The 17,102-nt window shown below is 67.1% G+C and carries 17 protein-coding genes; 4 read left to right on the forward strand and 13 right to left on the reverse strand.

All coding sequences use genetic code 11. The annotated features are described in order from the left end of the window. Positions 1-6 precede the first annotated feature (6 nt). The 8 genes from mihF to pyrR form a co-directional block, all read right to left on the reverse strand. Positions 7-324 (reverse strand): integration host factor, actinobacterial type, encoded by a 318-nt coding sequence (gene mihF / locus ACV7NQ_RS46200; protein WP_463365250.1) that lies wholly within the window; start codon positions 322-324, stop codon positions 7-9. 595 nt (positions 325-919) lie between these two features. Further along, complete coding sequence (gene pyrF / locus ACV7NQ_RS46205) at positions 920-1,744, reverse strand: orotidine-5'-phosphate decarboxylase (RefSeq protein WP_463365251.1); 825 nt, start codon at positions 1,742-1,744, stop codon at positions 920-922. Between the two features lie 19 nt (positions 1,745-1,763). Next, positions 1,764-5,117: a carbamoyl-phosphate synthase large subunit gene (gene carB, locus ACV7NQ_RS46210; RefSeq protein WP_463365252.1), complete on the reverse strand. Its 3,354-nt coding sequence runs from the start codon at positions 5,115-5,117 to the stop codon at positions 1,764-1,766. Beyond that, positions 5,117-6,232 (reverse strand): glutamine-hydrolyzing carbamoyl-phosphate synthase small subunit, encoded by a 1,116-nt coding sequence (gene carA, locus ACV7NQ_RS46215; protein WP_463365253.1) that lies wholly within the window; start codon positions 6,230-6,232, stop codon positions 5,117-5,119. The genes carB and carA overlap by 1 nt, the downstream gene beginning before the upstream one ends. Then, a complete protein-coding gene (locus ACV7NQ_RS46220; protein WP_463365254.1) occupies positions 6,229-6,738 on the reverse strand; it encodes a PH-like domain-containing protein in 510 nt (169 codons plus the stop codon). Before ACV7NQ_RS46220 ends, carA begins: the two co-directional genes overlap by 4 nt. Further along, positions 6,739-8,205 carry a dihydroorotase gene (locus ACV7NQ_RS46225; protein WP_463365255.1) on the reverse strand — a complete coding sequence of 489 codons (1,467 nt, stop codon included), beginning with the start codon at positions 8,203-8,205 and terminating at the stop codon, positions 6,739-6,741. After that, complete coding sequence (locus ACV7NQ_RS46230; RefSeq protein ID WP_463365256.1) at positions 8,202-9,161, reverse strand: aspartate carbamoyltransferase catalytic subunit; 960 nt, start codon at positions 9,159-9,161, stop codon at positions 8,202-8,204. The genes ACV7NQ_RS46225 and ACV7NQ_RS46230 overlap by 4 nt, the downstream gene beginning before the upstream one ends. 67 nt (positions 9,162-9,228) lie before the next feature. Then, the gene (gene pyrR / locus ACV7NQ_RS46235) at positions 9,229-9,864 is read right to left on the reverse strand and encodes a bifunctional pyr operon transcriptional regulator/uracil phosphoribosyltransferase PyrR (protein ID WP_463365257.1); all 636 of its coding nucleotides are present in this window, start codon (positions 9,862-9,864) and stop codon (positions 9,229-9,231) included. Positions 9,865-10,489: 625 nt separating this feature from the next. Here pyrR and ACV7NQ_RS46240 point away from each other — a divergent pair. Next, positions 10,490-11,116, forward strand: a complete 627-nt coding sequence (locus ACV7NQ_RS46240) for an alpha-ketoglutarate-dependent dioxygenase AlkB (RefSeq protein ID WP_463365258.1) — start codon at positions 10,490-10,492, stop codon at positions 11,114-11,116. A gap of 289 nt (positions 11,117-11,405) precedes the next feature. Here the strand turns inward: ACV7NQ_RS46240 and ACV7NQ_RS46245 are convergent, their stop codons facing one another. Next, a complete protein-coding gene (locus ACV7NQ_RS46245) occupies positions 11,406-12,251 on the reverse strand; it encodes a hypothetical protein (RefSeq protein WP_463365259.1) in 846 nt (281 codons plus the stop codon). Positions 12,252-12,424: 173 nt separating this feature from the next. Between ACV7NQ_RS46245 and ACV7NQ_RS46250 the strand changes: the two genes are divergently transcribed. Continuing rightward, the gene (locus tag ACV7NQ_RS46250; protein WP_463365260.1) at positions 12,425-13,138 is read left to right on the forward strand and encodes an HD domain-containing protein; all 714 of its coding nucleotides are present in this window, start codon (positions 12,425-12,427) and stop codon (positions 13,136-13,138) included. A 20-nt stretch (positions 13,139-13,158) separates the two neighbouring features. Here the strand turns inward: ACV7NQ_RS46250 and ACV7NQ_RS46255 are convergent, their stop codons facing one another. Beyond that, positions 13,159-13,734 (reverse strand): TetR/AcrR family transcriptional regulator, encoded by a 576-nt coding sequence (locus ACV7NQ_RS46255; RefSeq protein WP_463365261.1) that lies wholly within the window; start codon positions 13,732-13,734, stop codon positions 13,159-13,161. Between the two features lie 81 nt (positions 13,735-13,815). On the opposite strand from ACV7NQ_RS46255, the gene ACV7NQ_RS46260 reads away from it, so the two are divergent. Continuing rightward, positions 13,816-14,793 (forward strand): quinone oxidoreductase family protein, encoded by a 978-nt coding sequence (locus ACV7NQ_RS46260; protein WP_463365262.1) that lies wholly within the window; start codon positions 13,816-13,818, stop codon positions 14,791-14,793. Between the two features lie 20 nt (positions 14,794-14,813). Here ACV7NQ_RS46260 and ACV7NQ_RS46265 read toward each other — a convergent pair whose 3' ends face one another. The 3 genes from ACV7NQ_RS46265 to ACV7NQ_RS46275 are packed head-to-tail and all read right to left on the reverse strand — an operon-like array spanning position 14,814 to position 15,867. Next, positions 14,814-15,299, reverse strand: coding sequence for a hypothetical protein (locus ACV7NQ_RS46265; protein WP_463365263.1), 486 nt, complete (start codon positions 15,297-15,299; stop codon positions 14,814-14,816). A gap of 26 nt (positions 15,300-15,325) precedes the next feature. Next, on the reverse strand, positions 15,326-15,544 hold the full coding sequence (locus ACV7NQ_RS46270) for a hypothetical protein (RefSeq protein WP_463365264.1): 219 nt from the start codon (positions 15,542-15,544) through the stop codon (positions 15,326-15,328). A gap of 59 nt (positions 15,545-15,603) precedes the next feature. Beyond that, the gene (locus tag ACV7NQ_RS46275; RefSeq protein ID WP_463365265.1) at positions 15,604-15,867 is read right to left on the reverse strand and encodes a hypothetical protein; all 264 of its coding nucleotides are present in this window, start codon (positions 15,865-15,867) and stop codon (positions 15,604-15,606) included. Positions 15,868-16,087: 220 nt separating this feature from the next. Between ACV7NQ_RS46275 and ACV7NQ_RS46280 the strand changes: the two genes are divergently transcribed. Then, on the forward strand, positions 16,088-16,957 hold the full coding sequence (locus ACV7NQ_RS46280) for a LysR family transcriptional regulator (RefSeq protein WP_463365266.1): 870 nt from the start codon (positions 16,088-16,090) through the stop codon (positions 16,955-16,957). Positions 16,958-17,102: the final 145 nt, after the last annotated feature.

The raw sequence follows: 17,102 nt of genomic DNA on the forward strand, positions 1-17,102 counted from the left end.
TCGTTGTCAGGCGAAGTCGAATCGGGCGAGCAGCGCCTTGCGCTGCCGGTCGCCCAGCCCGCGCAAACGCCGGGTGGGGGCGATCTCCAGTTCGCTCATGATCTCCGCCGCCTTGACCTTGCCTACTTTCGGCAGGGCTTCGAGCAGCGCCGACACCTTCATCTTGCCGAGAATTTCATCTGTCTCGGCGTCGCTGAGGACCTGCTTCAGGTCGGTGCCGCCACGCTTCAAGCGCTCCTTGAGCTCCGCCCGAGCGCGGCGAGCGGCAGCCGCCTTCTCCAAAGCAGCGGCGCGCTGCTCGTCAGTCAGCTGGGGAAGGGCCACGGTTCCTCCGTCTCATCGTTCATTGCATTAACTCCTGCCGGTAACCCAGCAGTCTCAGCGACCGTACCCACGACCTTGCGCGATTGCGAACCCACCCCCCAGGTCAGCGCATGATTTGCCGATGTCGTAGGGGTGTGTCCGGCCGGATGCGAGTACCGCCACGGCCGCTGCGCTGATCGTACCGCCGAAATCCAGAAAAGCGCCGTCATCAGGGCTTTTTCGGTCGCGAACACGGTTAGCGGAAGTGTAGCGGAGGTGGGTCGCCTCGACTCAGCAACCGGGCACCCGCCCGACCAGGAAGTTTCTCGGATTTTCCCGCGTGTCGCATCGCCTGTGCGCGTGTCGAACTTATTTAAACCCAAAGGCGACATATGAGACCGGGGTCACTGTGACCGGGCACGGCATCGGCCTCGTGCTCCGCGGAACACGAGGCCGATGGAGCCGTCATGACACCCTGTACCGGTAATCGCGCTTCTGAGCCGATCCAGACGCCCGCGCCCGACCCGTGCACACCCGCGCGACACAAAGGCCGCAGGAGGACACCCAGCCGCCGCGTTTGGGCGTACTACGCACACCGAGTCGGTAGGGCGGACCGTCACACGTGCAGAAAGGCGAACTTCTCCTGCAGCGCGCTCACCCTGGCACGCAGTGCCGAGACCGAGGGGCCGTCGCGCAGCACCTCACGCGACACCGCGGGGACGGCCGCGTGCAGCATCTGCTCGGAGACCAGCGCGCGCACGGATTCCGGGCCGCCGCCCTGGGCGCCGACGCCGGGCATCAGGATCGGGCCGTTGAGGGCCGACAGATCGGGGGCCTCGGTGAGGGTCGCGCCGACCACGACGCCCACCGATCCGAACTCGCGACCCGCGTTTCGCGCGGCGGCCTCGTCGACCATGGTCTGCGCGACGGTGCGGCCACCGGCGGCAATGGCCCGCTGCACCTGTGCGCCTTCGGGATTCGAGGTGGCCGCCAGCACGAAGACACCGCGGCCGTTGGCCTCCGCCAGCGTCAATGCCGGTGCCAGCGAACCGAATCCGAGGTAGGGCGACACCGTCACGGCGTCCGAGCCGAGCGGACCATCGCCCAGCCAGGTGCGGGCGTAGGCATCCATGGTGGAGCCGATGTCGCCGCGCTTGGCGTCGGCGAGCACCAGAGTGCCCGAAGCGCGCAGCACCTCGATCGTGCGCTCCAGCACCGCGAATGCGCCGGAACCGTATGCCTCGAAGAAGGCGACCTGCGGCTTGATCAGCGCGACCTGGCCGTCGAACGCCTCCACGCAGATCTCGGCGAACTTCTCGACGCCGTCGACATCGTCGGTGAGACCCCAGGATTCCAGCAGACCCTGGTGCGGGTCGATGCCGACGCACAGCGGGCCGAAATGCCGCATGGCGTGCTGCAATCGGTCACCGAACGTCTTCATCTCCGCTCCGCCCACTGCCCTATCCACGCAGCACCGAGTGCAGTTCCTGCAGGGACCGCACCCCGATCCCGCCGTTGATGCTCGCCTCGATGCCCTGCACGGCCGCGGCCGCACCCTGCACCGTGGTGATGCACGGAATGTTTACACCGACCGCCGCCGTACGGATTTCGTAACCGTCCACGCGCGGACCGGAGTTGCCGTAAGGGGTGTTGAACACCATGTCGACCTCGCCGTCGCGGATCTGCTCGACGATCGACGCCAGCGGCTCCGCGCCCTCGGTCTCCAGGTCCGAGTGCTTGCGCACCTGTTCGCACGGAATCCCGTTGCGGCGCAGCATTTCCGCCGTGCCCTCTGTGGCCAGGATCCGGAAGCCCAGGTCGTGCAGGCGTTTCACCGGGAACACCATGGCCCGCTTATCGCGGTTGGCGATCGAAACGAACACGGTACCCTCGGTGGGCAGCGAACCGTAGGCGGCGGCCTGGCTCTTGGCGAAGGCGGTGCCGAAATCGGCGTCGATGCCCATGACCTCACCGGTGGACTTCATTTCCGGCGAGAGCAGCGAATCCACGCCGGTGCCGTCGGCGCGACGGAACCGGTGGAAGGGCAGCACCGCTTCCTTCACGGCGACCGGGGCGTCGAGCGGCACGTGTCCGCCGTCGCCCTCGCTCGGCAGCATGCCCTCCTTGCGGAGTTCGGCGATGGTGGCGCCCATGGTGATCCGCGCGGCCGCCTTGGCCAGCGGCACCGCCGTGGCCTTGGATACGAACGGAACCGTCCGGCTGGCACGGGGATTCGCCTCTAGCACGTAGAGCACGTCGTCCTTGAGCGCGTACTGCACGTTCAGCAGGCCCTTGACGCCGATGCCCTTGGCCAGCGCGATGGTCGAGCGGCGCACGGCCTCGATATCGCTGCGGCCCAGGGTGATCGGCGGCAGCGCGCAGGCGGAGTCGCCGGAGTGGATGCCAGCCTCTTCGATGTGTTCCATCACCCCGCCGAGGTAGACCTCCTCGCCGTCGCACAGTGCGTCGACGTCGATCTCGATGGCATCTTCCAGGAAACGGTCGACCAGCACCGGGTGTTCGGGGCTGAGCTCGGTGGCCCGGAAGATGTAGCCCTCCAGAGACTGCTCGTCGTAGACGATCTCCATGCCCCGCCCGCCGAGCACGTAGGACGGCCGCACCAGCACCGGGTAGCCGATGCTCGCGGCAATCTTCTTGGCCTGCTGGAAGGTGGTGGCGGTGCCGTACTTCGGCGCAGGCAGCCCGGCCGCGACCAGCACGTCACCGAATTCGCCACGATCCTCGGCCAGGTCGATGGCGGCGGCGCTGGTGCCGACCACCGGGACGCCCGCATCGGTGAGCCGCTGCGCGAGCCCGAGCGGGGTCTGCCCACCGAGCTGCACGATGACGCCCGCGACAGTGCCGGATTCGGTTTCGGCGTGGTAGACCTCGAGCACGTCCTCGAAGGTGAGCGGCTCGAAGTAGAGCCGGTCGGCGGTGTCGTAGTCGGTCGAGACGGTCTCCGGGTTGCAGTTGACCATCACCGTCTCGTACCCGGCCTGCGACAGCGTCTGCGCCGCGTGCACACACGAGTAGTCGAACTCGATGCCCTGGCCGATCCGGTTCGGGCCGGAGCCGAGGATGATCACCTTCTCGCGCTCACGCTGCGACGCCACCTCGGACTCGGCGGCGGGGTCCAGCTCGTAGGTCGAGTAGTGATAGGGGGTCTTCGCCTCGAATTCGGCGGCGCAGGTGTCGACCGTCTTGAAGACCGGCCGCACACTCAGGCGGTGTCGCAGCGCGCGGACGCCGGTCTCCCCCGCCAATTCCGGTCGCAGCGCGGCCACTTGGCGGTCGGACAGACCGTAGTGCTTGGCGCGGCGCAGCAGCGGCTCGTCGAGCACCGGGGCGTCGATGATCTCCTGCCGCAGCTCGACAAGTCCTGCCACCTCGGCGACGAACCACGGGTCGATACCCGAGGCCGCCGCGACCTCCTCGATGCTCCCCCCGAGGCGCAGTGCGCGCTCGACCTGGTAGATGCGTCCCTCGGTGGGGGTGCGCAGGTCTTCCAGGATGGCCTCGACGGCCGCGGCGATCGCTTGCGGGTCGCCGCCATCAGACGGAGCCCACTTTCCATCTTCTTGCGTCCAGAAGCCCGCGGCCTTGGTCTCCAGCGAGCGCAGCACCTTGCCGAGCGCCTCGGAGAAGTTGCGGCCCAACGACATTGCCTCGCCCACCGACTTCATGGTGGTGGTCAGGGTGGGGTCGGCGCCGGGGAACTTCTCGAAGGCGAATCGCGGCGCCTTGACCACGACGTAGTCGAGCGTCGGCTCGAAGCACGCCGGGGTTTCCTTGGTGATGTCGTTGACGATCTCGTCCAGGGTGTAGCCGATGGCCAGCTTGGCGGCGATCTTGGCGATCGGGAAACCCGTTGCCTTGGAAGCCAATGCGGAGGAACGCGAGACGCGCGGGTTCATCTCGATGACGATGAGACGGCCGTCGGCCGGGTCCACCGCGAACTGGATATTGCAGCCGCCGGTGTCGACGCCGACTTCGCGCAGTATGGCGATGCCGAGGTCGCGCAGCTTCTGGTACTCGCGGTCGGTGAGGGTCATGGCCGGGGCGACGGTGACCGAGTCACCGGTGTGCACGCCCATCGGGTCCACGTTCTCGATGGAGCAGACCACCACGACATTGTCGCGGCTGTCGCGCATCAGCTCGAGCTCGAATTCCTTCCAGCCGAGGATGGATTCCTCGATGAGCACGTTCGCGGTGGGCGAGGCGGCCAGGCCGCCGCCCGCGATGCGGTCGAGGTCCTCGTCGTTGTAGGCCATGCCGGAACCGAGGCCGCCCATGGTGAACGAGGGCCGCACGACCACCGGGAAACCGAGCTCGGCGACGGTGGCGCGGACTTCGTCCATGGTGTAGCACACCGCCGAGCGGGCGCTCTCGCCGCCGACCCTGGCGACGATGTCCTTGAACTTCTGCCGGTCCTCGCCACGCTGGATGGCTTCGAAGTCGGCGCCGATCAGCTCGACGTTGTACTTCTGCAGGACGCCGTTCTCATGCAGCGCGACAGCGGTATTCAGCGCGGTCTGCCCGCCGAGGGTGGCGAGAATGGCGTCGGGGCGCTCCTTTTCGATGACTTTCTCGACGAACTCCGGCGTAATCGGTTCCACGTAGGTGGCATCCGCGAACTCGGGGTCGGTCATGATGGTCGCCGGGTTGGAGTTCACCAGCGACACCCGCAGGCCCTCGGCCCGCAGCACCCGGCACGCCTGGGTGCCGGAGTAGTCGAACTCGCAGGCCTGGCCGATGACGATCGGGCCCGAGCCGATCACCAGGATGTGCTTCAGATCCTCGCGACGTGGCATCAGGCTCCTTCCATGAGACCGGCGAAACGGTCGAAGAGATAAGCGGCATCGTGCGGTCCGGCGGCGGCCTCCGGGTGGTACTGCACGGAGAACGCGCGGCCGTCGACCAAGCGGACACCCTCGACAGTGCCGTCGTTGGCGCAGACGTGGCTGACCTCGGCGCGGCCGAAGGGCGTATCGAACTGCTCCCCCGCCTCACCTTCGAGGGCGAAGCCGTGGTTCTGCGCGGTGATCGAGATGCGGCTGGTTTCCTGCTCGACGACCGGGATATTGATGCCGCGGTGGCCGAACTTCATCTTGTAGGTCTTGCGACCGAGCGCCCGGCCCAGGATCTGGTTGCCGAAGCAGATGCCGAACAGCGGCAGGCCCTTTTCCAGCACGGCCTTGGTGATCGCGACCGCACCGTCCTGGGTGGCCGGGTCACCCGGACCGTTGGAGAGGAACACCCCGTTGGGGTTCAGCTCCAGGATCTGGTCCAGCGGGGTGGTGGACGACACGACGTGCACCCGCATCCCGCGCTCGGCGAACATGCGCGGGGTGTTGGTCTTGATGCCCAGATCGACAGCGACCACCGTGAAGCGCGGGTCGCCGTCCGGCTCGATGGTGTACAGCGAATCGGTGCTGACTTCCTGCGCCAGATCCGCGCCGAGCATGGAGGGCTGACCGTTCACGCGGGCCAGCAACTCCTCGGTGTCGGCCAGTGCGGCGCCGGAGAAGATGCCCGCCTTCATCGAACCGCGGGTGCGCAGATGACGCACCAGGGCGCGGGTGTCGATGCCCGCGATACCGACGACGTGCTGGCGATCGAGCTGGTCGGGCAGGGTCCCGGTGGCGCGCCAGTTCGACGCGACGCGGGAGGCGTCCCGGATCGCATAGCCCGCGACCCAGATCTTCGAGGACTCGTCGTCCTCGTCGTTCCAGCCGGTGTTGCCGATCTGCGGCGCGGTGGCCACTACGATCTGCCGGTGGTAGCTGGGGTCGGTGAGGGTCTCCTGGTAGCCGGTCATCGCGGTGCAGAACACTGCCTCACCGAGCGTCTGGCCTACCGCGCCGTAGGCGGTGCCGCGGAAAACCCGGCCGTCCTCCAGCACTAGAGCCGCTGCGTCTGCTGTCATCCCTGGTCTTCTCCCGTCTTCGTCCTGGTCGGATCCGCTCGCCAAGCCGGGTAGACCGACTTGTCGTCGCCTCGGAAACCGGTATCTACCTCGGTTCCGGTCGGCAGCTTCCAGCGAATTACCAGCACACCGTCTTCCGTCATGACCTTGCCCGCGTGCCCGCGTTCGGTGCGCACGGCCGTGATGGATTCCTGCGGAATCCAGATCACCGTCGCACCGTCCCGCTCGAGCAGAATTCCGCGTTCGAACCTGGTGAGTTCCGCTGTGGCCCGGAAGCCCAAGTCGCCCACCGCAATCCGGTCCTGCCAGCTGGGTGCGATGGTGCTGCCGAGATACAGTCCGGTGGTCGGCTCGAGCAGTTGCGCGCCGCAATCGGCGGGCACCTCGGGTAGCTCACCGATGCTGGCTGCCTGACGAGCGGCCCGGTTCTGCCAGCCTCGGTACATCAACCAGCTGCACAGGGCAAACAGCGCCAGCAGCCCGACCACCCACAGCGTTCTTTCCACTTACGGACCTCCTGTGTCCAATCGGCGACGCTCCCGGGGCCCTGCGTGGTTACGCTCCGCTGCCGCCTCCGGGCCCGTCGCTCGCGCCGCGGGGTCCAATCGGCGACGCTCCCGGGGCCCTGCGTGGTTACGCTCCGCTGCCGCCTCCGGGCCCGTCGCTCGCGCCGCGGGGTTGCCCACCGCCTTGCCCTCGCGGGCAGTTACCCGGCCCCGGAGCAACGTCGTTGTCACTCGGGCCGGGAACGTCATCGCCTCGAACGGCGTGTTGTTCGAGATGCTGGCGAGCTCGGTGGCCCGCACCGTCCAGGTCGCGTCCGGGTCGACCAGCGTCAGGTTCGCCGGTTCGCCGACCTCGATGGGCCTGCCGTGCTCGTCCAGTCCGACGATGTCGGCGGGGCGTTCGCTCATTACGCGGGCGACGCCGCGCCAGTCCAGCAGGCCGGGTTCGACCATGGTCTGCACGATGATCGACAGCGCGGTCTCCAGGCCGAGCATGCCGGGACGGGCGGCGGCGAATTCGCAGCACTTGTCCTGTTCGGCGTGCGGGGCGTGGTCGGTGGCGACGCAGTCGATGATGCCCTCGGCCAGTGCCCGGCGTAGTGCCTCGGCGTCGGAGGCTTCGCGCAGTGGCGGGTTCACCTTGTTGATCGCGTCGTAGGTCTCCAGCCGCGAATCATCCAGCAGCAGGTGGTGCGGGGTAACCTCGGCGGTGATCGAGATGCCTTGCGCCTTGGCCCATTTCACCAGCTCGACGGTTCCCGACGTGGAGGCGTGGCAGATGTGCACGCGGCCGCCCGCATCGCGAGCCAGCAGCGCGTCGCGCGCGACGATCGACTCCTCGGCGGCGCGCGGCCAGCCTGCCAGGCCGAGCCGGGCGGCGTTCGGCCCCTCGTGCGCGACCGCGCCCTTGGTGAGCCGCGGCTCCTCGGCGTGCTGCGCGATGAGCACGCCGAGCGAGTTGGCGTATTCGAGGGCACGGCGCATCAGCAGCGGGTCGTCGACGCAGTGGCCGTCGTCGGAGAACATGCGCACGGCGCCGACTCCGGCTGCCATGGTGCCCATTTCGGCGAGCTGCTTGCCTTCGAGACCGACGGTGACCGCACCCACCGGATACACGTCGACTAGTCCGACCTCTTGGCCACGCCGCCACACATGGTCGGTGACGACCACCGAATCGGCGACCGGGTTGGTATTGGCCATCGCGAACACGGCCGTGTAGCCGCCGAGTGCCGCTGCGGCGGAACCGGATTCGATGGTCTCGGTGTCCTCGCGGCCGGGCTCGCGCAGATGGGTGTGCAGGTCGACGAAGCCTGGCAGCAGGATTTGCCCTGTCGCGTCGATGATTTCGAGGTCGTCGCTCGCGGCGAGATCGGCGCCGATCGCGGCGATCACACCGTCGCGCACCAATACGTCGACCGGCTCCCCCTCGCCGTATGGGCGAACACCTTTCAGCAGCAGCTCGGTCATGCCACCGCCTCCTGGGTGCCGACCAGCAGCCGGAAGAGCACGGCCATCCGCATATGCACTCCGTTCGTCACCTGTTGCAAGATCGCGGCCTGCTCTGAATCCGCCACGGGCGAGGCAATTTCCATGCCGCGCAGCATCGGGCCCGGATGCAGTACCACCGCGTGCTCCTCCAGCAGCGCCGCCCTGCGCTCGGAAAGCCCGTAGTTCACCGAATACTCACGCGCCGAAGGGAAGAAGCCGCCGTTCATTCGTTCCGCCTGCACCCGCAGCATCAAAACTGCGTCGGCGCCGGGCAATTCGGCGTCCAGGCTGTGCGAGATACGCGCGGGCCAGCTCTCCGCGCCGACCGGAAGCAGCGTGCGCGGCGCGACCAGTACTACCTCGGCGCCGAGGGTGGCCAGCAGGAAGACGTTCGAGCGGGCGACCCGGCTGTGCAGGATGTCGCCGACGATGACGACGCGCTTGCCCTCGATGGCGCCGAGCCGCTGCCGTAGCGTCAGCGCGTCCAGCAACGCCTGCGTCGGGTGCTGATGCGTCCCGTCACCGGCGTTGATGATCGCTGGTCCCGCGCCGCGCCCGGACTGCACCGCCCAAGCATCCATCCAGCGCGCAATCTGGTGCGCCGCACCGGAAGCCGGGTGCCGGATGATGAGTGCGTCGGCGCCTGCCGCGTGCAGGGTCAGCGCGGTGTCGCGCAGCGATTCGCCCTTGGACACCGAGGAGCTGCTCGCGCTGACATTGATCACGTCGGCGCTCATCCACTTGCCCGCCACCTCGAACGACACCCGGGTGCGGGTGGAGTTCTCGTAGAAGACCGTCATCACCGTGCGCCCGCGCAGCGTCGGCAGCTTGTGCACCTCGCGGCCGAGCAGCGCCTGCTCGAAACGTTCGGCCTCGTCCAGCAACTCCATCGCGGTGACGCGATCGAGATCGGTCACCGTCAGCAGATGCCTCACGACTGCGCCTCGCTGACGCTCGGCTCGATCGTTCGGCAGCAGGCCGCTGTGTTCACGGTTCGCTCACTCACGCTTCGGCCTCCTGGTGCAGGTAGACACCGTCACGGCCATCGTGTTCGGTGAAGAGTACGGAGATGTCCTCGCTGCGCGAAGTCGGCACGTTCTTGCCGACGAAGTCGGGCCGGATCGGCAGCTCGCGGTGGCCGCGGTCGATGAGGACGGCCAGTTGCACGGCACGTGGCCTGCCGAGGTCGCGCAGTCCGTCCAGCGCGGAGCGCACGGTGCGGCCGGAGAACAGCACGTCGTCGACCAGCACCACCAGCGCGTCCTCGATGCCGCCTTCGGGCACGGAGGTGCGCTCCAGCGGCCGGTGCGGGCGGCTGCGCAGATCGTCGCGGTAGAGGGTGATGTCCAGCGAGCCGAGAGCCGGGCGGACACCGGAGAACTCTTCGATCTTGTCGGTAAGTCGCGCCGCGAGAGTGGTGCCGCGGGTAGGGATTCCGATCAGAACGACGCGCGGTGCGTCGGGCTCGCCCGAATCCAGGGCGGTCTTCTCGATGATCTGATGCGCGATGCGCGCGATGGTCCGGCCGACATCGGAGGGCGACAACAGCACGCGCCCCGCCCCCACCCATTCAGGGGTGTGCCGCTGCGATACTTCGCCAGCGCCGGACTTGGCGACGCGCTCTTCGGGCACGGCCATGCCGACCTCCTTCCCCGCCTCACCGGACGGTCCGTTAAAGGATGTCTTACGGCATGCAGCCTAGCAGCGCCCCGAGCACCGCTTTCACCAGGCATATCCGCTGTGAGCCCGGCCACCACGCCGTTGTGGGCGCGGACGCGGTGCTGTACGGCGCGAGCTTCTCGGCCCTCATCGGCGACCGAGCGGATCCCCGGCGGTCGGAGTCGACCTTGTGGTTGGCGAAAAGCTTTGGAGCGGGCGGCTTCCGCGAATTAGAGTTTGCCGGTAGGAGAGTTCAGAACTCGACGTGTACCTCAACAGCTAGAGCATCGGGCTTTACCCGAAGGGCACGGGGGCGGAACCCGCCACGTCGGCAACAGAACACTATCAACGTGTAATTCAGCGAATGGAAACACCGGGCTGGGGACCCGGAGGGCGTGGCGGCCGAAACCTGCCGAGCAATGCCGCATTGCCTCCGCGGCGATCGGGGTTCATCGTCGCCAAGATCTGAGCGCGGTTTCCGATCCGGCATCCGCCCGGTAAGCGACGGATTTCATCGAAATACACGGGCGATCGAACCAGCGAGAGAAACTCCGTGTCCATCTTCTGCTAGCACATATGTTCGATAGCGCGTAGATTCGGCGGCATGGCGACACCGCTGCAGGGATCACTGCTCGACGGGTTCGGTGAGATCGAGATCGGCTCGATCGACGGGATCCATCGGACCAAGTTGGACCACGGGGCCTGGGTGGATATGCTGCCCGGCTGGTTGTCCGGCGCGGACATGCTGTTCGAGCGCCTCGTCAAGGGGGTGCCGTGGCAGGCGGAGCGGCGGCCGATCTACGACCGAGTGGTCGATGTGCCGCGGCTGCTGCGCTTCTACGACGAAAGTCAGGCGCTGCCGGATCCGGTACTCGACGATGCTCGCGATGCGTTGAACAGCCACTATCAGAACGAACTCGGCGAGCCCTTCCGGACGGCCGGACTGTGCTACTACCGCGACGGACGCGACAGCGTCGCCTGGCACGGCGATACCTTCGGCCGAGGCGCCACCCACGACACCATGGTCGCCATCGTCTCGGTCGGTGCGCCGCGCGCCCTGCTACTACGGCCGCGCGGGGGCGGCGAAAGCCTCCGTTATCAGGTCGGCCACGGTGACCTGCTTGTCATGGGTGGCTCGTGCCAGCGCAGCTGGGAGCACGCGGTGCCGAAGACGCGTAGACCCGCGGGCCCGCGGATCAGCATTCAGTTCCGCCCGCGCAATGTACGGTGAGGTCGTATCGGAACGCGCACATCCCGCCGCGCAGCAGGCGCATTGCACCGCAAGGCACTCGGCGCCGCAATCAACCTGTCTGCCTCGCTGTTCTGGTACGCGACGCGCGCGGTGACCGCCGAGCCCGGACGGTGATCCAGACGGCTGCGGCTAGGGTTGACCTCGACCGAGGTTCAGGTACGCGCGGCACATCTTGATCTCGCGGGAGTGACGACAGCGGCGAACTCGCACATATAGTGCGGCGCCGCAACAGATTTCACTGTTGCGGCGCGGTGCGATTCGAGCCGAATCAGCCGAGTTCGCTCCGCTCGTCGGCGGTCGGGAAACGCCGGCGACGGACCGTTGCCGCATGCGACCAGATCGCGGCGTCGAGGTCGCCCGCCGTCGCTCGGTCGTCGGGGCGCGCGAGCACCTCGGCGCGGGCCTGGCGCGCGATGTTCACCTCACGTCGGTACTGGCGGAAGATCTGCACCTCGCCGTTACGTTCGGATTCGTCCAGGTAGTCGTAGTCCATGCCGTAGTAGGCATAGGTGCCGAGAGTTGCGAGACCCGTTGCCCAGCTGCGCAATTGGTCGGATGCACCGAAAATCGTGATCAGACCGGCGAGGCGATCGACGCGGGCCGCTCCGGTCGGCAGGTCCACGAAATGATAGGGCCGCTCGCCGGGGCCGCGGGAACGCCACTCCCGCAGGTCGGCCACCGCCTGCCGCAGGCCGAAGGTCTGCCAGCGGACGGTGCCCTCCGAGCGCTCGCGCAACGGCAGGCGCCGATGCAGCGCCGCCGCGGCGCCCCGGGTGAAGACGGTCAGCTCCGATGGCACCAATACGATCGGATCCGCGGGTGCGGCGTCGAACGGGTTCGGGTCCAGATGCTCCGGATCGATCACCACGAGGGTGCCCGGTCGACGCTGATAGGCCAGGCCCCACAGCAATCGGGACAGCACCCGCGCGCCGCGCCAGTCCGACAGCACATGCCAGGTCTCGTGGAAACGGTTGGTGGAGAAGCGGAAATCGCTGCCGGGGCGCAGGCTGATCACCGTGTAGACCCGGCCGTCGAGCACCATGGTGCGACGGTGCAATTTCATCATCTCGTCGGTGGCCGAACCTCGTCGCGGCCGCTTGTAGTGCGCGGCCACGGTTACCTCCAGTTCCTGCCTCGCGTGACAATCAGGAGACCACGAACGGCGTGGACGGGCAACGCATTTTCCGGTGCGGCGCCGGCCGACGGTCCGACGACTAGGCCGTGTCGCAGCGACGGGCAGTGTCGTAGGGCACAGCACCGACCGGGCCACACCGATAGATTGGCATCATGAGTAATCCAGGGGCGGGAGTCTTGGCCGTGATGCCGCTGCATACGATCAGCGAGGTCTACGGCGAATCCGGGCTGCGTGATCGACTATTGCTGGAGATCGCGGAACTGCCCGACGCGGCGCGGCTGACCGACGCGCTGGAGCTGGCCACCGAATTGCACCGCGATGATCGTTACGGACGCGAACCGTACCTTAATCATATACTGCGCGTGGCCATTCGGATCATCAGCCACTATGAGGTGCAGGACCCCGACCTGGTGGCCGCCGGGCTGCTGCACGACTCCGTAGAGGACCATCCCACCGAATTGGCGGGCGCCCGCGCCGGCTCGCCCACCGAAGGCGCGCTCGCCGAGCTGGCCGAACGGTTCGGCGACCGGGTCTCCGAACTCGTTGCCGCCGTGACCAATCCCGAGCCGGACCCCGCGCTCGACCGCCACGCGCAGTACCGCCAACACGTCGCGGCCAACCTCGACCGCGCGCCGTTGGCCCGGATCATCAAGCTGTCGGACTTCACCGACAACGGCGTCGGCATCCTGTATGCCACCGGCCCTCACATGCGCAAGCTCGCCACCAAGTACCGCCCGCTCACCGATATCTACCGCGAGCTCGTCACCCGCGCGGACACCCCGCTGGCCGCGCACGTCAAACAGCACATCCTCGATCAACTCGATCGCGCCGACGAACGTTTCGACGCGATCCTGGCGCGCGACTGACGACAGTGCGATGCGCTCGTTCAGGGTGCACGCTGGACGGACTCGACCAGCTCACGGACCGCGGCGAGCAGCCGTTCCGTCTCACCTGCGCGGGCCAACTCTGGCACCAGCGCGCCGCCCAACGCACCAAGTAGCATCCTGCCCACCACCTCGGCGTCCAGATCCGGGCGCGCCTCGCGCAGCAGCGCGATGATGTGCGCGTCCCAGAACCCGTGGATCTCGGCGGCCTGCGGATGCGGCGGGCCCGCCATATAGGCGACCGTCACCTCGATGTTGTCGGTCATCAGGCGCACGAACGCGTCGAAGAAGGCCACCAGCCGCTCCCCCGCGGGAGCTCCGGGACCGAGCGGTGGCGGCCCGCTGCGGACGGCGTCCATCAACGCGAACGTGCTCTCGGCGATCATCTCGTGCAGCAGTCCGGCGCGGTTGCCGAAGCGGTGGAAGATCGTGCCTTTGCCGACGCCGGCCGCGGCCGCGACCCGATCCATGGTGAGGGCGTCGGCGCCGTGTTCGGCCAGCAGCGCGGCGGTCGCTTCGAGGATCGCCCGCCGGTTACGTGCTGCATCCGCCCGCTCCTTGGGACGTTCGTCGGACATTCCACCTCCGTCGTTGACAACTTGACCGTCAGTCCATATCGTGGGAGCAACTGGACCGACGGTCAACTTATGGAGTTATCGATGAAGGCAATCGTAATGATGAGTACCGGCGGACCCGAGGTGCTGGTCGCTCGAGAAGTTCCCGCACCGCGGCCCGGACCGGGCGAACTGGTGATCCGCGCCGAGGCGATTCCGGTCCTCTTCCCCGAGACCAAGCTGCGCTCGGGCGAGTTCCCGATCGGTATCGAGCCGCCGCTGGTGTTCGGTTTCGAGGCCGCGGGCGTGGTCACCGAGGTCGGCCCCGACGTCGACGTGAGCCTGGTCGGACACCGAGTTGCCGTGGGCACCAACAGTTTCGGATCCTATGCCGAGTTCGTCTGCGCGCCTGCCGTTTCCGTGACTGCGATCCCGGACGGGCTGTCGTCGGCCGACGCTGCTTCGGTGTTGATGAGCGGCTCGGTGGCACTCACCCTGCTGGAGACGGCCGCACTCACCGGCACCGAGACGGTGCTGATCGAAGCGGCCGCAACGGGTGTCGGCGCCGCACTCACCCAACTGGCGAAGCAATCCGGCGCCGCGCGGGTCATCGCGACCGCGGGTGGACCCGAAAAGGCAGCCCAGGCACACAAACTCGGCGCGGACGAGGTCATCGACCACAGCGATCCGCAGTGGCCTGCGCGGCTGCGCGAAACACTCGGCGACGCAACGGTCGACGTCGTCTTCGACTCGATCGGCGGCGCCTCCGCCACCGACGTGCTCGCCGCCATGACCCCGTTGCGCGGCCGAATGCTCAGCTACGGTTGGCTTTCCGGCGCCCCTGCACAGGTCATCGGCGTAGACCTGATTATCCGCGGCCTGACCCTCACTGGCTGTGCGGGCCCGGAGTGGCTGGCGCGAGTCGCCCAGGCCCGCACCTCAACCCTGGAACGCGCGGCCGCAGGCACTCTCGAACCGTTTGTCGAGAAGATCCTCCCGCTCGAAGAGGCGGCCCGAGCCCACCAACTCGTGGAAAACCGCTCCCTCATCGGCAAGATCATCCTCAGCCCGACCCAGGCATAGGACAGCCACCACGCCGCCGGTCACCAGCCACCCGGCCGCGACCGGTGCGCGGCGTTTATGAACTGCCGCGCTGCCCGGCATATCCCCGGTGCCGCTGTCACCCGTGACCTTCGACCGGCCGGATTCCTGGCGAATTCGGGGGCGTGCTCGGGCAGAATGCCGCGGGCGAGCAGGAAGGGTGGGACGCTGCGTACCACGGGGATTCGGCGCAAGATTCGCGGTGTCAAAGGGACTCGGGTGGCGTTGGCGATGTTTACGCGGCCGGTCAGGGCAGGGCGGACCGCTCTGGCGTGTAAGACCGCATCCGATATCTGCACCAACTCGGCTTTCGCAGAATCGAAGCGGTGGCGCCACTGAGTGATCAGGTCTGCGCCTCCATCCCGCCGAGCGGCCTGGAGGCCGGCCAGTGCAGCAGCCACCTCGTTGGCGGCAGCCTTCTGTACCGCGAGAAGCTGTGTTCTCCAGGCAATGGCGAGATTGCCCTCTGCCACGCCGACAGTGATCATGGCGCGAAGCTTCCGACGCTCCAGGTTCAATTGAGTTGGCTGCACGTAGTACCGATCGCCTGCAGCGAGCGTTCATCGTCTCGCAGGTCGAAAGCCGTCGCGCAGCCGGTCACGATGACGACGGATTCATCGCGACCCTCCTGGCCGTACAAGCACGGCCGCCGATTGCCGACGACGAACAAGACCGCGATGAATTGGCCTATCTCCGATGGCTTCTCGGACAGTCCGAGGACATACCTACCCAAGATCAGACACGGTACGCCGAGCAATTCGCAAACCGCACGCAGGGAAGACGATGCTGACACTAAAGACCAGGCTGAACCGACTGTTCCAGCTCAGGCACGACTACGGCCAACCCGAACGCACCACCGATGACGTCGCCCGGGTGGTGTCTCGGCGTATTGGCAGGGCCGTCCGGGGTGCGATGCTCAGCGAGGCTCGCTCTGGGCAGCTCACAAACTTGCCGGTCGAGATCGCCGAGGGCCTCTGTGCTGAGTTCGGCGTCGACCCCATCTATCTGACAAACGATGAAGGTCCCGAGGTCAAGCAGATCGACCTCTTCATCCAAATATTCATTTGCTGCGTGATCGTGGGCTGCATTTCGCAGGCACGGGATTCAGCCCCTTTGGCCTGGACACCCTCGAACAGATCCTCGCGTTACTCAAGGAACCCACTTCCGAGGAAACGACTTCGGCGCGCTACCCGGCGTAGCCCACCGCGTCGTGACTGTCGATGGACAGACGGTCACGGCGTCCGCCGGGACGTGGTGCAGGGCATAGTCTCATCTGATGGATCTACGGACGTTGCGGTATTTCGTGACAGTCGCCGAGGAACGCCACTTCAGTCGCGCCGCCACACGCCTGCACATGACCCAGCCGCCGCTGAGCCGGGCGATCCGGCAACTGGAGTCCGATCTCGGTTGCGAACTGCTGGAGCGCTCTCCGACCGGCGTCACCCTCACGGCTGCTGGCGTCGCGCTGTTGGCCGAGGCCCGCGCTCTGCTAGCGCAGGCCGAGCAAGCCCGGACCCGGGTACTGTCGGCGACCGACGCGACGACGATCAGGCTCGGCTCACTCGCCGACAGCGCGGAACAAGCCGGACCCCGCTTGGCCCTCGCCTTTCGTTCCCGCCATCCCAACGTGGACGTCCAAATTCACGAAGCGGACTTCACCGACCCCACTGCGGGACTCCGATCGGGAGTGGCCGACATCGCGCTGACCCGAGCGCCATTCGACGAAACCGGTCTCGTAGTAAAGGTTTTGAAGGCCGATCCGCTTGGTGTTGTCATTCGTAAGGACGATCCGCTGGCTGACAGGCAGGTTCTGACGACCGCAGAGCTGGCCGGCCGCCGCTGGTTCCAGCTCCCCGAAGGCACCGATCCGATATGGCGAGGGTTCTGGACCAGCCCGGTCGGCCCGTCTGCCTACCGCGGACCCGTCGTCCGGACCATACACGAATGCATGCAGGCGGTGTTGTGGAACGGCAGCATAGGTTTGGCGCCGCCTACCCACACGTTTCCTGAGGGGCTCACGTGTGTTCCATTGGCGGATATGGAGCCGAGTAAACTCGTCATCGCGTGGAACCGAACAGACCGCAGCCCGTTGACTCTCTCCTTCGCCAAAATCGCGATGTCGATTTACGGTGCGGCCGACGGGTAATGCGGATGACCTACGACCCGGACGCATAGACCGCCGTGGCAACCTGCGCAAATGTTTGGATCAGCGGTCTCTGATCACTGGTAGTCCATGCCACGACCAGGTCGCTCGGGGGCAATTCGCGCAGCGGAGCGATGATCAAGCCGTC

The sequence above is a fragment of the Nocardia sp. Tas62D01 genome, from assembly GCF_055232035.1.